The organism is Nitrospirota bacterium (assembly GCA_037386965.1).
Taxonomy (GTDB): domain Bacteria; phylum Nitrospirota; class Thermodesulfovibrionia; order Thermodesulfovibrionales; family JdFR-86; genus JARRLN01.
In genome coordinates, this window is sequence record JARRLN010000063.1 from 1 (window position 1) to 13649 (window position 13649).

14 protein-coding genes, 2 tRNA genes and 1 pseudogene are annotated in these 13649 nt (G+C 59.0%); 9 read left to right on the top strand and 8 right to left on the bottom strand.

Translation table 11 applies throughout. The annotated features are described in order from the left end of the window. Positions 1–476 (top strand): hypothetical protein (locus P8Y39_09630; protein ID MEJ2192588.1); only part of this gene is annotated, 476 nt, incomplete at its 5' end. Positions 477–1387: 911 nt separating this feature from the next. Here P8Y39_09630 and P8Y39_09635 read toward each other — a convergent pair. The 3 genes from P8Y39_09635 to P8Y39_09645 all read right to left on the bottom strand — a co-directional run bounded on the left by P8Y39_09635 (position 1388) and on the right by P8Y39_09645 (position 2176). Further along, positions 1388–1696, bottom strand: coding sequence for a DUF5666 domain-containing protein (locus tag P8Y39_09635; protein MEJ2192589.1), 309 nt, complete (start codon positions 1694–1696; stop codon positions 1388–1390). Between the two features lie 294 nt (positions 1697–1990). After that, positions 1991–2067 (bottom strand) — tRNA-Asp (locus tag P8Y39_09640). Between the two features lie 33 nt (positions 2068–2100). Further along, positions 2101–2176, bottom strand: a tRNA-Val gene (locus P8Y39_09645). A gap of 158 nt (positions 2177–2334) precedes the next feature. Here P8Y39_09645 and P8Y39_09650 point away from each other — a divergent pair. The 3 genes from P8Y39_09650 (at position 2335) to P8Y39_09660 (ending at position 5737) form a co-directional block, all read left to right on the top strand. Next, a complete protein-coding gene (locus P8Y39_09650; protein MEJ2192590.1) occupies positions 2335–3840 on the top strand; it encodes a sodium-dependent transporter in 1506 nt (501 codons plus the stop codon). 59 nt (positions 3841–3899) lie between these two features. Beyond that, complete coding sequence (amrS, locus tag P8Y39_09655; GenBank protein ID MEJ2192591.1) at positions 3900–4913, top strand: AmmeMemoRadiSam system radical SAM enzyme; 1014 nt, start codon at positions 3900–3902, stop codon at positions 4911–4913. A gap of 449 nt (positions 4914–5362) precedes the next feature. Beyond that, a complete protein-coding gene (locus tag P8Y39_09660) occupies positions 5363–5737 on the top strand; it encodes a helix-turn-helix transcriptional regulator (GenBank protein ID MEJ2192592.1) in 375 nt (124 codons plus the stop codon). Here P8Y39_09660 and rimI read toward each other — a convergent pair. From rimI to P8Y39_09675, 3 genes are read right to left on the bottom strand one after another with little or no spacing between them, the layout of a single operon-like run. Then, positions 5691–6173, bottom strand: a complete 483-nt coding sequence (gene rimI, locus P8Y39_09665; protein ID MEJ2192593.1) for a ribosomal protein S18-alanine N-acetyltransferase — start codon at positions 6171–6173, stop codon at positions 5691–5693. The two genes, P8Y39_09660 and rimI, sit on opposite strands and share 47 nt — an antisense overlap. Then, on the bottom strand, positions 6158–6853 hold the full coding sequence (gene tsaB / locus P8Y39_09670; protein ID MEJ2192594.1) for a tRNA (adenosine(37)-N6)-threonylcarbamoyltransferase complex dimerization subunit type 1 TsaB: 696 nt from the start codon (positions 6851–6853) through the stop codon (positions 6158–6160). The genes rimI and tsaB overlap by 16 nt, the downstream gene beginning before the upstream one ends. Then, positions 6850–8046: an MFS transporter gene (locus P8Y39_09675; GenBank protein MEJ2192595.1), complete on the bottom strand. Its 1197-nt coding sequence runs from the start codon at positions 8044–8046 to the stop codon at positions 6850–6852. The genes tsaB and P8Y39_09675 overlap by 4 nt, the downstream gene beginning before the upstream one ends. A gap of 240 nt (positions 8047–8286) precedes the next feature. Between P8Y39_09675 and P8Y39_09680 the strand changes: the two genes are divergently transcribed. From P8Y39_09680 to P8Y39_09695, 4 genes are all read left to right on the top strand, one after another. Beyond that, positions 8287–8697, top strand: a complete 411-nt coding sequence (locus P8Y39_09680) for a VOC family protein (GenBank protein ID MEJ2192596.1) — start codon at positions 8287–8289, stop codon at positions 8695–8697. Between the two features lie 321 nt (positions 8698–9018). After that, on the top strand, positions 9019–9366 hold the full coding sequence (locus tag P8Y39_09685; protein MEJ2192597.1) for a P-II family nitrogen regulator: 348 nt from the start codon (positions 9019–9021) through the stop codon (positions 9364–9366). A gap of 1 nt (position 9367) precedes the next feature. Beyond that, a complete protein-coding gene (locus P8Y39_09690) occupies positions 9368–10666 on the top strand; it encodes an ammonium transporter (GenBank protein ID MEJ2192598.1) in 1299 nt (432 codons plus the stop codon). A 443-nt stretch (positions 10667–11109) separates the two neighbouring features. Then, on the top strand, positions 11110–11613 hold the full coding sequence (locus P8Y39_09695; protein ID MEJ2192599.1) for a VOC family protein: 504 nt from the start codon (positions 11110–11112) through the stop codon (positions 11611–11613). Positions 11614–11768: 155 nt separating this feature from the next. Here P8Y39_09695 and P8Y39_09700 read toward each other — a convergent pair whose 3' ends face one another. Together P8Y39_09700 and mtnP are read right to left on the bottom strand one after the other, a co-directional pair. Next, a complete protein-coding gene (locus P8Y39_09700) occupies positions 11769–12302 on the bottom strand; it encodes an adenine phosphoribosyltransferase (protein MEJ2192600.1) in 534 nt (177 codons plus the stop codon). A gap of 14 nt (positions 12303–12316) precedes the next feature. Then, positions 12317–13090: an S-methyl-5'-thioadenosine phosphorylase gene (mtnP, locus tag P8Y39_09705; GenBank protein ID MEJ2192601.1), complete on the bottom strand. Its 774-nt coding sequence runs from the start codon at positions 13088–13090 to the stop codon at positions 12317–12319. A 129-nt stretch (positions 13091–13219) separates the two neighbouring features. Between mtnP and P8Y39_09710 the strand changes: the two are divergent. Next, positions 13220–13649: pseudogene (locus P8Y39_09710) on the top strand (acylphosphatase).

A 13649-nucleotide genomic window follows, 5' to 3' on the forward strand; every position in this document is an offset into this window, starting at 1 on the left:
CTGAGTTGTGCAACAGTATAAACTATTTCATGTCTAAGCTGGCAAGGGAAGTCGAAAAGAGGTCCTCCGATAGTTGGCAAATTGTACTATGCTGGATAATTGGTGTGTTCTCATTGCATCTAATAGTGACTTGGGACGTATTCGATTTCCTACCATATTATTGTGCCATAGCCAGTCTCCAAGGTTTCATCATTTCACGATTATGGAATGCATTTCTAAAAAATCAAAGTACATATCAAAGGTCTCTGCATATCTCATTGGCCTTCAGCCTGATAATTATGACTATCTTTTTACATTATGATGTAAGTACGACTACTCTCGCAATACCAATTGGAACTGATTGGACAATGCATGGCATTTTCCTTGAAGGTTTGTTCTTAGCACTCGAAAAAACTTCATATGCAACCCTTTTATTTTATCCAATTATGTTTCTATTGTTATCCATTGACAGTGATCTTCAAACAGGGCACGGCTAGCTTTTTATATTGGCGTATGAACAAGAAAATATATAAGAATCCTCTCCTGTGGCTCTATAGCTTAGCACTTATTATTTGTGTATATAACTTTGTAATATTATTTACCATTTGGGGACCACCCTGCATTATTTCTAAAGTTGCCGACAATGATAACGATGTGACCATTTCAGAATTATGGACGGCATTCACTTTTTATGTTGAAAAGGCGGCGGTGAAGTTTAACAAGAACGAACAACTAATATATCAATGGTTCATTATTCGTTCATTTATTGCAATCATCTATATTACAACAGCTTTTTTTGTTATTCGCAGAAAGTACTGGTCAAGGCTTCTCCTTCTTTTTCTGATTACGATCAATGCACTATTAGGCATTATTTATATTTATCTAATGGATAAAAATGTTACTGTTGCAAATTATCTCGGCAATGAAATTGATATAATTATTAATGAAATTGATATAATTATTTATTATTGCATAATAGTAATCTTCTTCACAAGAAAATCTGTTGTCCTGCTTTTTACTGAACCAAGTCAAGCACCGCACAATTCTATCGAGAAATAGCGCAGTAAATCGTTATTCTTAAATAGCAGACTTATCGTTGAGTGGTAGATGAAGGTCGCACCCAAGGGGCTGGTTTCGCCTTCGCGTCTTTGGAGGGGAAGTTCTCAGACGGTGACATCCGGCTATGCGTTCCTTTTCGGAAGAAATCTTATACCTGTAGACAAAATGCTACAGTCTCAAGTGCAGGAAGGAGAATGCAGATTTCAGCCTTTGCCCGTCCGCTGTGGAGCGGGCCATGAGGGCCTGCCCCCATAGGCGTTCTCTCGTGGGGGCAGAGCAGAGCGCGCTGCGGCTCAGGATGAAGCAGCAGCGCGCTCTGCTGATACCTAATGGAGCAGGAGAAGGCTTGTCACTCAGCGCCTTTTTCAATCATTATCTTTTCAGCCATCCTCTCGCCGTCTTTTTCGCTGCATGTCACGGTAACCTTGTCTCCGACCCTCAGATCGGAAAGGGACATTTCACTTTCGCCCTCCATGACCGTCGTGTCGTCACTGTAGGAGATGGTCTTCTCTTTGTCTGCCATTTTCAGAGTCATGGTGCTGTTTGACTCGTCTATCGCCGTGATCTCGCCTGTTATCTGTTCCGCCACGGCGAGGGCCACGCCAGCGACAGAAAAAACAAGGACTGTAGCAACGAGTATTGCAACGGCTTTCTTCATGGCTAACTCCTCCTCTTATTACGCGGACCGGAGAGGTCCGTGATATTGGAATGCTCCGCTATTTCACACTTCTCACTAGGGTTTTTCTTAGCCTGTACTCCTCCTTTTAGCGGAAGTCAACTAAGCTGTCAAGCAGAAACTAGCACCTCAAACTGGGCGATTCGTCTTTCTTCAGGAGCGGGTAATTATTGCTCAAAAGGGGGAAGGTAACTTCCACTAGGTTATGGGTTGGAAACGCCTTAAGCAGGGGAAAGAAAAGGGCACCGGAAAAGCCCGTAACCCTTTGTTTTTTAATGGCGGGGTGGACGGGACTCGAACCCGCGACCTCCGGCGTGACAGGCCGGCGTTCTAACCATCTGAACTACCACCCCAAGCTCGGCGCCGGACCGGCGCCCGTTGGCTACTGGTAGGCGGAACAGGGCTCGAACCTGTGACCTCAGCCTTGTAAGGGCTGCGCTCTCCCAGCTGAGCTATCCGCCCTTTGCGCCCTCTCTGCGCCTTCCGCGCAACCGCAGAAAATATATTTAACTATAGCACAGAACCGGTTGTCAACGCGCATGGAGAAGGGGCCGGAGAGCTGTTGCGAAACCCCCTTCCGCTTGGTATAGTAAGGGGCTTTCCGAGGGGAGGGCCGAGGCATGGCGAAGAGAGAGCAGTGGAAGAGCCAGATGGGTTTTCTCATGGCCGCGGTGGGCTCGGCCATCGGGCTGGGCAACATCTGGCGCTTCAGCTACATGGCCTACAGTTACGGCGGCGGGGCCTTCCTCATCCCCTATCTTACCGCTCTTCTGACGGCGGGCATCCCGCTTCTCATCCTGGAGTTCGGCATCGGGCACGAGCGCATCGGCTCGGCCCCCCTGGCCTATGCCAAGCTCCGGAAGAAGTGGGAGTGGCTGGGGTGGTGGGCCGTCATCTTCGTGATGTTCGGCATCGAGCTGTATTACACCACCATCGTGTCCTGGTGCCTGAACTACTTCGCCTTCTCTTTCAACCTGGGCTGGGACGGGGACCCCGACAGGTTCTTCTTCAAGGAGTTTCTGGCCCAGAGCGGCGGCCCCTTCCAGGTGGGCCAGATACGCACGCCCATATTCTTCGGCCTGGCGGCCGTCTGGTTTCTGAACTGGCTCATCCTCTTCAGGGGGGTGCAGCGGGGCATCGAGCTGGCAAACAAGGTGTTCATGCCCCTCCTTTTCCTCCTTACCGCAGTCCTGGTCTTCTGGTCCCTCAGCCTCGAGGGCGCCGGGGTGGGGCTCAAGGCCTACCTCAGTCCGGACTTCAGCAAGCTCAAGGAGCCCCGGGTCTGGATTGACGCCTACAGCCAGATATTCTTCACCCTGTCGCTGGGCTTCGGCATCATGATAGCCTACGCGAGCTACCTGCCGGAGAAGACCAACATAACGAAAAACGCCTACCTCACCGGCCTTATCAACAGCGGCTATTCCCTCTTCGCGGGGTTCGCCGTCTTTTCGGTCCTGGGGTTCATGGCGGTGAGCCAGGGGAAGCCCGTCTCGGAGGTGGTATCCCAGAGCATCGGCCTGGCCTTCGTGGCCTACCCCCAGGCGGTGAGCCTCATGCCCGGGGGGAACCTCTTCGGCGCCATATTCTTCCTCTGCCTCTTCGTCGCCGGGATGAGCTCGTCCATCTCCATCCTGGAGGCCTTCACCGCGGCCCTGGTGGACAAGTTCGCCTTCCGCAGAAAACCGGTGGTCACGGCCATCTCGGTGTTTGGCTTCATGGGCTCCATCGTCTTCGCCACCGAGGGCGGACTCTTCTGGCTGGACATCGTGGACCACTTCCTCACCCACTACGGCCTCGTGGTTGTGGGCATCCTGGAGTGCGTGGTGGTGGCCTGGCTCTTCAGGTTCAAGGTCATCAAGAACCATATCAATCGGGTCTCCTCCATCCGCCTGGGGAGGGGCTGGGAAGCGCTCATCCGGTACTTCGTGCCCCTGATGCTGGGGGTCATCCTCGTGGGCGACCTGTATCACGAAATCCGGGCCCCCTACGGCGGGTACTCCTGGACGGCCATCGTTCTCATCGGGTGCGGCTGGGTGCTTCTGAGCCTGGCCGGAGCCTTTTGGGCGGCCTCCCGGCCGTGGAAGACGGAGCGTCACAAGGCCCCCGGACGGGGCGAGCGCTGCTGAGGCGCGGCCCTCTGGCCGAGGCGATTTGCCCCTCGTCCGTGCTCTGATATAATCGGGCCATGAAGGAAGCCGTCCTTTACGAGCGCCTCGAGGAGGGAAAGGTCCGGTGCTTCCTCTGTGCGCACCGCTGCAAGATAAGGCCCGGGGAGCGGGGCATCTGCGCGGTCAGGGAGAACCGCGACGGCACCCTGGTGAGCCTGGTCTACGGGCGGGCGGTAAGCATGAACGTCGACCCCATCGAGAAGAAGCCCCTCTTTCATTTCCTGCCCGGCTCCCGCTCCTTCTCGGTGGCCACCGCGGGCTGCAACTTCCGGTGCGAGCACTGCCAGAACTACACCATCTCGCAGCTCCCCCGGGAGCGCAAGGACGTGAGCATCCCCGGCGAGGAGGTGGGCGCGGCCGAGGTGGTCCGCCGTGCGTCCGAGGACCGCTGCCAAAGCATCGCCTATACCTACACGGAGCCTACCATCTTCATGGAGTACGCCCTGGACATCGCCCGGCTGGCCCGGGGCAAGGGCCTCAGGAACGTCTTCGTCAGCAACGGCTTCATGACCCCCGAGAGCGTGCGGCTCATCGCCCCCTACCTCGACGGCAACAACATAGACCTCAAGGGAGACGACGAGTTCTACAGGAAGATATGCAAGGCCCGCCTCTCCCCCGTGCTGGAGACCATCCGGCTCATGAAGGAGCTGGGCGTGTGGGTGGAGGTCACCACGCTCATCATACCGGGCCTCAACGACGCCGAGGAGTCCGTGAGGGACATCGCGCGTTTCCTGGTCTCCGTGGACCCCGCCATCCCCTGGCACGTCACCCAGTTCTATCCCACCTACAAGCTCACGGACCGCCCCCGCACGCCCGTGGAGACCCTCAAGCGGGCCCGGGAGGTGGGCATGGAGGCCGGCCTTCAGTACGTCTATGAAGGCAACATCCCGGGGGAGGGCCGGGAAAGCACCTACTGTCCGGGATGCGGGGAGCTTCTTGTGATGCGTATGGGTTTCCGCGTGGAGGCCGTGAGGCTCCGCGATGGGGCCTGCCCCAGCTGCGGCCGCCTCCAGCCCGGGGTCTGGACGTAGCCTCCCGGAGCTCCCTGAACAATACCTTGGGTCTTCTTGCACCATTTCAGTGGGGCGACGTGGGTATTTTTGTATCACCAGACACAATGTAAGGATGCCTCACTGTCAAATTTTACGGTCTAGGGTTGCATGCGCGTCCATATCCGGGCCTTTTATCAGGACGTTACGAAACTTGCCGCTTCTGGCACGCTCCATGCTATCCTTTCTGAACAGCGGGGATGAAGGACAAAGGTATAATGGGAAGGTATTTAGATAAATATGATATAATTATATTTAATAAACAGAATTTGTGGTCTTTTACTAACGGTGGGAACAGGTGGTGCCGCGCTGCAACCATGGAATAGTAGACTTCGGCTCGTTCGACCGTTTATCATTGGCAAGTTTTGCCGGTGTGTATCGGCAAAACGTAACAGGGTGCGTTAACCCACACAGCAGGAAGGGGTAGTCTCATGGGAACGAATCACATCGGTTCTCTCATCAGGGAGATGCGAAAGGCCGCCGGGATGTCGCAGATGCGGCTCGCCGAGAAAATCGGCGTCTCCTACCAACAGGTCCAGAAGTACGAAAAAGGGGCCAGCAAGCTCAGCGTGCAGCGGCTCACACAGATAGCCAACGTCTTTGGGGTTCCGGTGACGGCCTTTCTCGAAAACGACAAGCTCGACAAGGTCGCGGAGTCCCAGGCTGCCTTCTCCAACCTCTCGGACGACGAGGCCAAGCTCCTGATGCTTTACAGGAGGCTCCGGAGGAAGAAGCTCAAGGACGGGTTCGTCGAGATGCTCAGGGACATTGTGCGGATGTCGGAAAGCACGCAACCGGGGGTCTGAGCTCCTTCTTCATCAGAACCGCATCCTCCCGGGGAGAGGCGTAGTAGCCGGCCCTCCGGAAGACGGCCCGGAAACCGAGCTGCCCGTAAAGGTTTCTGGCCGCCTCGTTTGATTCCCTCACCTCAAGCCGGACCGTCCGTACGCAAGAGGCCTCCAAAACGCGCAGGACCTCCTGGGCGAGCGCCCGGCCCACGCCCCGTCTCCGCACCCCTTCGCGGACCGCCAGGGCCAGTATCTCGGCCTCATCCAGGACGCGCTTGGCAAAGGCATACCCCAGCACCCGTCCCTCCGAGAGGGCCACCCGTGCGAGGGAGCCCGGGGAGTCCATGGCCTGCCGGAGGCTGAGCCATGACCAGGGATGGGAAAAGCTTTCCCTGGCCACCTCGGCGACCTCCGGAAGGTGCTCCGGGCGCATTTGCTCTATGTGGACTTCCATTTCAGCTCAGCCTCGGACTTCCTCAGATAAAGGGGCGCAAGCCCGGCCGGCTCGGTGAACTCCCCCCGTCGGGCCCGCTCCATCCCCAGGCGGGCCAGGGACGCGGGGGAGGGGACCATGAGGCCCGGCAGGGCGAAGTGGGCCCGCCCTCCCAGGACCTCCGTCAATACCGTCCGGTACATCCGCGCCCCCTCGCCCATGAAGACGACGCCCTCCTCCCGGGCCAGCTCCCGGGCTAGGTCTCCGGCCGCGACGGCCCGCTCCGGGATGAGCCGCTCCATCCTGCCCGCGGCAAAGACGAACACCCCGGCGTAGACCTCCTTCTTCCGTGCGTCGAGCATGGGGCAGACCGGGTAGCGCGCGAAGGGCAGGGAGCAGGCGAAGGCCTCCAGGGTGGGCACGGAAACTAACTTCACCCCCGTGGCGAAGGCCAGCCCCTGGGCGGTGCTCACCGCGATGCGCAAGCCGGTGAAGGAGCCCGGCCCCACCGCCACGGCCAGGGCGTCCAGCTCCCCCAGGGCCACGCCCGACTGCCCGAGGACGTAGTGCACCTCGGCCATCAGCTTCTCCGAGTGGGTGGCCTTGACGTTCAGGCGTACCTCCGTGACGAGGCCCCGTGCGTCGTCCATGAGGGCCACTCCGCCGAGCATGGTGGAGGTCTCTATGGCAAGCACCATCATTGCCGCGTCCTTGCGACTATTGTAATGGAAATCATGAGACAGAGCGAGGCCGACAGCGTTATCGCCCTGGCCGACCCCAGCGCACCGGCCACGCTTCCCACCAGGAGATACCCGGCGGGGGCCATGCCCAGGAAAACCAGCGTGTACACGCTCATCACCCGGCCCCGGATGCCGTCGGGGGTGCGCAGCTGAACGGCGCTGTTGGCCGCGGCCAGAAAGGCCACCACCAGGAGCCCTATGGCGACCATAAGGCCGAGCGACAGGGGATAGCTCCGGGAGAGGGAGAAGGCCACGAGGGTGGCGGGCAAGACGATGGAGGCAAGGCCCATGAACCTGTCCTTCTCCCGGATGTCTCCCTTGAAGGCGAGGGTCAGCGCCGCGACAAGGGCGCCGGCCCCCGACGCACCCGTCAGGAAGCCCAGGCCCTGCGCGCCCTTTCCCAGGATGTCCTCGGCGAAGACTGGGAGCTGGGAGATGAAGGGCAGCCCGAAGAGGCTGAAGGCGGCCACCAGGAGGATGGGCCTTCGGACGCCGGGCTCGGTGCGGATGAAGCCCACTCCCTGGGCGATGTCCCTGAGGAGGTTGCCGGTTCCCGCGCTGCGCAGCCCCGGGGTGCGCACCAGGGCCAGGGCCAGGACGACGGCAAGAAAGCTCGCCGCGTTCAGGTAGAAACAGGCCGCCACCCCCAGGCTCGTGATGATGATGCCCGCCAGCACGGGGCCTATCATGCGGGCGCCGTTGAAGGCGGCGGAATTCAGGGCGATGGCGCTCAGCAGGTTCGGCTTCTCCACCATCTCGATGAGGAAGGACTGCCGGGTGGGGATGTCCACGGCGTTGACGGTCCCCAGCAGGCACGCCAGCACCACGACGTGCCAGACGGTGACCACCCCCAGGCTGGTGAGCACGCCGATGAGAAGGGCGGGCACGATGGAGATGGACTGGGTGAAAAGGAGGAGGTTTCTCTTGGGGAACCTGTCGGCGGCCGCGCCTCCCAGAAGGCTGAAAAGCAGGATGGGAAGCGAGGCGGCCATGTAGACGATGCCCAGGTCGAAGGGGGATTTGGTCAGCGAGTAGACCAGCCACCCCTGGGCCGTGGACTGCATCCAGGTGCCGGAGAAGGAGACGACCTGCCCCGCCCAGAAGAGCTGGAAGTCCCTGTAGCGGATGGCCGAGAACCTGCCCGTTGTGCGCATAACGGATATTCTACCCCATTGCCTCCGGAAGGGCGCGAAGAGCCAGCCTCGCGGAGGCCTCCGGGTTTTTTTCTCCCGGGCCTGTTTCCAACAAGGGTATGGCGAGGAAATCCCGTCCCCGGGGATAGACGGCTGCGTGGAGCGGTTTGATGCATAAGGCACCCAACCTTACAGTTCATTGACGGAAGATAATTTATCTGCTAAGAGATATGCATACGAATACCAGTGAAGAGGCGCACCATGGCAAACCCTTTCGTTCACATCGAATTGCAGACGCAGGACGTGGAAAGGTCAGACAAGTTCTACTCGAGCCTGTTCGACTGGAAGCTGGTCAACGACTATGACTTCAAACCCGACGGCGATGTGGCCGAGGGAAAAGCCGCGGCGGCGGAGTTGGTTCAATATTTCAAGGCGGATGTTCCCGAAGTCCAGTTGTCTTTATGGCTTGAGGACCGAGACAACCCTCTGCATCACTATCACGTCACGGTTTTCGATTCCCTGGAGACGTTTGAGCGCGTGCGGAAGTCCGACGCGATAAGACGGTTCGTTGACCGGTTGTTTCCCCATATCGCGCAGAGTACATATATTTCGCCGCTCACGGATGTCTGGCTGGCTGATGGGTCGGGAGTTAAGCCGGTGGCCTATTCATGAGCGGCCCAAGAGCAGGAGTCGACAAGCTTCATGAACCGCTATCCAACTCCGTTTCAATGATTGTGAAGACGCATCCCTGAAAGTTCTCCTGAGGGGGGCGGAAGGTGCAGGGCCCCTATGTCACCCTCATCAGAAACACCCGCGTTTCGGCCTTCTCCTGGATTTCCCGTGGTCCCCGAAATCCTACAAAATTGTCTGACAAAATTGTCGGCCCTACATTTTTTGCAGGGTATGCGCTTTTCTAGTTTATTGATTATTCAGCATTACCACATTGGCATGATTTATGTATATAAGGGGGGAAATATTTTGTGGGAGGGGTATATGAAAATGGTCTCTGCGATAATCAAGCACCACAAGCTTGACGACGTAAGAAAGGCGCTGGTCGAAGCCGGGGTAAAGGGGATGACCACTGTGGAGGTCAAGGGCTTCGGAAGGCAGAAGGGACACAAGGAGGTCTACAGGGGGGCGGAATACGTGGTGAACTTTGTGCCGAAGGTGAAGGTGGAGGTTGCGGTGGAACGGGAAAGCCTCGATGACGTGGTCGGCGCCATCTTGAGTTCTGCGCGGACCGGCGAGCAGGGGGAAATCGGTGACGGAAAGATATTCGTCTACGGCCTTGAAAACGTCGTAAGAATACGGACCGGAAGCACCGGCAAGGAGGCCCTCTGAGATGAGAAAATTAGCGCTGAGCGCATTTTTCATTTTTGCCATGAGCGCCCCTGCCTTGGCCCAGGGGGCCCCGGGCATCGACACCGGCGACACGGCCTGGATACTGGTGTCCTCCGCCCTGGTCCTTTTGATGACCCCCGGACTGGCGATGTTTTACGGCGGCATGGTCAGGTCAAAAAACGTGCTTGGCACCATCATGCACAGCTTTGTCGCCATAGCTGTGGTCAGCGTGCAGTGGGTGCTGGTGGGCTACAGCCTGGCCTTCGGGCCCGACATAAACGGCTTCATAGGCGGACTTGACTGGTTCGCCCTGCACGGCGTGGGGCTTCAGGCCAATGCCGACTACGCCCCGACGATTCCGCACATGACGTTCATGATTTACCAGTGCATGTTCGCAATCATAACGCCGGCACTCATAAGCGGGGCCCTCGCCGAGCGGATAAAATTCTCGGCGTATCTGGTTTTCATACTGCTCTGGAGCACGCTCGTCTACGACCCCGTGGCGCACTGGATATGGGGCGTGGGCGGCTGGCTGAAGCAGCTCGGCGCCCTGGACTTCGCAGGCGGCATGGTGGTGCACCTTACGTCGGGCATCTCGGCCCTCATCGCCGCGCTCCTGATAGGAAAGCGAAAAAACTACGGCCAGGAGGCGATGACGCCCCACAACCTGCCCATGACGGTGCTGGGGGCGGGGCTTCTGTGGTTCGGCTGGTTCGGCTTTAACGCCGGAAGCGCCCTTTCCTCGGGCGGGCTCAGCACCATGGCCTTCGTCAACACCCACACGGCCGCCGCGACGGCGACCCTGGTGTGGGTCATCGTCGAATGGCTCCACAGGGGCCAGCCCACCATGTTCGGCGCGGCCACGGGCTCGATAGCGGGCCTGGCCACGATTACCCCCGCTGCCGGATTCGTCAGCCCGGCCTCGGCCATTGCGATAGGGGCCGCGGCGGCCGTGCTTTGCTACGGTGCCCTCAACGCAAAAACCAAACTCGGCTATGACGATTCCCTCGACGCCTTCGGCGTGCACGGCGTGGGCGGCTTCACGGGCACCATCGGAGCGGGGCTTTTTGCCTCGGTCGCGATAAACGCCTCCGGCGCCAATGGCCTGTTCCTCGGCAACGTGCAGACCATCATCATCCAGCTCAAGGCCCTTGCGGTAGTGGGGGCCTATTCACTTGCCGTTACGTATATCCTCCTGAAGCTCATCGACAAGACCATCGGCCTCAGAATTAGCGACGAGCACGAGGTCATGGGCCTGGACCTCAGCCAGCACAAGGAATCCGGATACGACATGTTCTAGGATGTCGAAAAGGGGGCGTCGGCCCTTTTGGGCCTTTGGCCGGCTGCCGCCGTGGTTTGATGCAGAGTACCCTGGGGATTGGAGCTGTCCCGTCATGACGGGACAGCTCCGATAAGATGTAAATGCTGAGAAGGCTTCTCCAATTCCGCCGATACCCTCCCTGTCCGCCATTGACGGAGGGCACTCTATCTGATAAGAGATAAGCATCACCTTGAGGAGTCGCAGTGATAAATACGAAGAAATGAAACCGCGACCAAAGTCATCACAGGTGTCAATGGTTTGGAGAGCTCTCTCGCCTTTTATCGCGAGGGGATGGTTTGCCGGTGGAAAGGATTATCGGCACGGAGTTTCAAGCTGGCACCATCGCCTTGAAGGCGAGGCTCAAGCTGAAAGAGTTCTGAGTGCGGGGTCCTTCTGCTTCACAACGAGCCGGGAAAGAAATAATGGAGGCTCATATGCAAAATATCACACCGTGTCTGTGGTTCGACGACCAAGCCGAGGAGGCAGCGAAGTTTTATACCTCCGTTTTCAAGAATGCAAAGCTCGGAAGCACCACCCGCTATGGCGCGGCGGGGGCGGAGGCATCCGGCAGACCGAAAGGGACGGTGATGACGGCCGCGTTTCAGCTCGAAGGGCATGAATTCGTGGCGTTAAACGGTGGCCCGGTGTTCACATTCAACGAGGCGGTATCGTTTATGGTGCACTGCGAGACGCAGGAGGAAGTGGATTATTATTGGGAAAAACTCTCCGAAGGCGGGGACGAGAAGGCACAACAGTGCGGCTGGCTCAAAGACAAATACGGCCTGTCATGGCAGATAGTTCCCACCGTTTTGGGCAAGATGCTACAGGACAAGGACCCCAGGAAGTCCGAAAATGTCACGAAGGCGTTGATTCAAATGAAGAAGATTGATATTGCGAAATTAAAGGCAGCATACGAGGCGAAATGATATGTCGAGGCGATGAGGGAATGTGGCCTGCTTTAAAGTGTCCTGTAAATCCACGGTCATCCTAACCAAGCAGAATCAAGACGTGTAAGTGAAATCCCTGAACGCCCCTGCCGTTTGAAAGGACTGTTCCTTAGACGTGTCCGGTCCCTGGGGCCCTACTCGCCTTCGAACTCGGTGAGGGCGAAGTACTTGTAACCCTTCTCCCTGAGCCTCCGGGAGCCGCCCACGTCGGGCAGGTCCACGACGAAGGCCATCTCGGATATCCGGGCCCCCAGCTTCTCGATGAGGCTGGCCGAGGCCAGGGCGGTCCCCCCGGTGGCCAGGAGGTCGTCTATCAGGAGCACCTGGGTGCCCGGGGCGAGGGCGTCCTCGTGTATCTCTATGATGTCGGTGCCGTACTCGAGCTCGTACTCCTGCTGGACGACCACGGAGGGCAGCTTGCCCCTCTTTCTGATGGGGACGAAGCCCTTCCCCAGGGTGTAGGACAGGGCCCCGCCCAAGATGAACCCCCGGGACTCGATGCCCACGATGACGTCGAAGGGCACCGTGCCCTGGATATAGCGCTGGGTAAGGCTGTCTATGACCAGCCGGAAGCCCACGGGGTCCTTGATGAGGGTGGTGATGTCCCGGAACATGATGCCCCTCTTGGGGTAGTCCTTGATGGTGCGGATAAGGGATTTTATCGGCATTGCCTCCTCTCCTCTCAGTGGCCGCGGCAGGCGCAGCCCGTTCGGCGTATGCCGGGGATGGCGGCCAGTATAAGCCGCTTGACGTTCTGGGAGTTATCGGCCATTCTCTCCTGAATCATCTCCCAGGTGACGGGCTCCTCTTCCTCTTTCCAGCAGTCGTAGTCCGTGCTCATGGCGATGCCCTGGTAGCAGAGGCCCAGCTCCCGGGCCAGGGTGACCTCGGGCACCGTGGACATGTTGATGACGTCCGCCCCTAGGACGCGGAACATGTGGCTTTCGGCCCGGGTGGAAAACCGCGGCCCCTCTATGGTCACCATGGTGCCCCGGGCGTGGTGGCGGAGCCCCAGCCCCCGTGCGGTCGAGGCCAGGTGCTCCCGGAGGTCGCCGCAGAAGGGCTCGGCCATGGGCACGTGGACGACCTCCTCGTCGTGGTAGGTGAGGGGGCGGTGCCGGGTGAAGTCTATGAACTGGTCGATGAAGACGAAGTCCCCGGGGCGGATTTCCTCCCTGAGCGAGCCGCAGGCGGTGGTGGCCAGGATGTGGGTGCAGCCCGCCTCCTTGAGGGCGTAGATGTTGGCCTTGTAGTTCACCCCCGTGGGGTAGATGGAATGGTCCTTGCCGTGGCGGGCCAGGACCACCGTCTCCACGCCGTCCAGCACACCCGTGGTGAGGGGCGAGGACGGAAGCCCGTAGGGCGTCTGCACGGTGTGCTCCGCCATGTCTTTCATGAGCCGGGGGTCGTCCATGCCCGAGCCCCCGATGACGCCCACCTTGACCTTCTCCTCCATGCCGCCTCCTCGGGCCAATCGTCGGGATGACGCAATCTTTTATAGCAGAAGCGAGCCCGCCCTTTCAAACGGAGTGGAGGGGCGTGCAGAGCGGCCGGGGAGGGCTTATAATGGAGAGGGAGGGCGCTCATGGCCGCCGAGAGGCTACGGATAGAGGTTCGGGGAACGGTGCAGGGTGTGGGCTTCAGGCCCTATGTCTACGGGCTGGCCACGGGGCTCGGCCTGGCGGGCTACGTCTGTAACACCGCCCGGGGGGTGACCATAGAGGTGGAGGGGGGGCCGTCCTCCAGCGCCTTCCCGCCGAGGTCCCGCCCCTGGCCCGGATAACGGCCATCGACGCCGCGCCCGTGCCCTCGGACGGGACGGCGGGCTTTCATATCACCGAGAGCGCTGACGGCGGGAGCTTTACTCTCGTCTCTCCGGATGTGGCCACCTGCGAGGACTGCCTGAGGGAGCTCCGGGACCCCGGGGACCGCCGCTTCCGTTACCCCTTCATCACCTGCACCAACTGCGGCCCCCGCTATACCATTACGAAGAAGGTCCCCTACGACAGGCCCAC

Bases quoted from the DNA above. Each gene is read 5' to 3' on its own strand.
- P8Y39_09650 (MEJ2192590.1), top strand. From the start codon at position 2,335: ATGGCGAAGAGAGAGCAGTGGAAGAGCCAGATGGGTTTTCTCATGGCC.
- P8Y39_09635 (MEJ2192589.1), bottom strand. From the start codon at position 1,696: ATGAAGAAAGCCGTTGCAATACTCGTTGCTACAGTCCTTGTTTTTTCT.
- P8Y39_09700 (MEJ2192600.1), bottom strand. From the start codon at position 12,302: ATGCCGATAAAATCCCTTATCCGCACCATCAAGGACTACCCCAAGAGG.
- P8Y39_09690 (MEJ2192598.1), top strand. From the start codon at position 9,368: ATGAGAAAATTAGCGCTGAGCGCATTTTTCATTTTTGCCATGAGCGCC.
- P8Y39_09675 (MEJ2192595.1), bottom strand. From the start codon at position 8,046: ATGCGCACAACGGGCAGGTTCTCGGCCATCCGCTACAGGGACTTCCAG.
- tsaB (MEJ2192594.1), bottom strand. From the start codon at position 6,853: ATGATGGTGCTTGCCATAGAGACCTCCACCATGCTCGGCGGAGTGGCC.
- P8Y39_09680 (MEJ2192596.1), top strand. From the start codon at position 8,287: ATGGCAAACCCTTTCGTTCACATCGAATTGCAGACGCAGGACGTGGAA.
- P8Y39_09685 (MEJ2192597.1), top strand. From the start codon at position 9,019: ATGAAAATGGTCTCTGCGATAATCAAGCACCACAAGCTTGACGACGTA.
- P8Y39_09660 (MEJ2192592.1), top strand. From the start codon at position 5,363: ATGGGAACGAATCACATCGGTTCTCTCATCAGGGAGATGCGAAAGGCC.
- mtnP (MEJ2192601.1), bottom strand. From the start codon at position 13,090: ATGGAGGAGAAGGTCAAGGTGGGCGTCATCGGGGGCTCGGGCATGGAC.
- amrS (MEJ2192591.1), top strand. From the start codon at position 3,900: ATGAAGGAAGCCGTCCTTTACGAGCGCCTCGAGGAGGGAAAGGTCCGG.
- P8Y39_09695 (MEJ2192599.1), top strand. From the start codon at position 11,110: ATGGAGGCTCATATGCAAAATATCACACCGTGTCTGTGGTTCGACGAC.
- rimI (MEJ2192593.1), bottom strand. From the start codon at position 6,173: ATGGAAGTCCACATAGAGCAAATGCGCCCGGAGCACCTTCCGGAGGTC.